Source organism: Streptomyces silaceus (assembly GCF_001419745.1).
GTDB classification, from domain to species: Bacteria; Actinomycetota; Actinomycetes; order Streptomycetales; family Streptomycetaceae; genus Streptomyces; species Streptomyces silaceus.
This window is the reverse complement of the sequence record NZ_LIRJ01000164.1, coordinates 1-208: the sequence shown is the minus strand read 5'-3', so window position 1 is coordinate 208 and position 208 is coordinate 1. Positions and strand designations below refer to the sequence as shown.

General features: G+C 69.2%; 1 pseudogene. It reads left to right on the top strand.

Features of this window, described 5'->3' with window-relative positions:
- Positions 1–181, top strand: a pseudogene (locus AOK22_RS42775) (serine protease); the annotation flags it as partial.
- Positions 182–208: the final 27 nt, after the last annotated feature.

The window sequence follows — 208 nt, the reverse complement described above, 5'->3', positions numbered from 1 at the left end:
CGGCGAGGAGTGCACGGACAACAACCCGTGCGAGGTCGACGAGAACGGCAAGGTCACCGTCCGCGAGGGCATCAACTACGCGCAGCAGACCTACGGTCTCGTGCCGTGCGTCGCCCCCGGCAACAAGATCGACCTGAGCCGCGAGGGCTGCACGCTGCCGAAGCCGGCGGGCATGAAGTAGCCGAAGAGCGCGCGGCGGTCGGTGCCG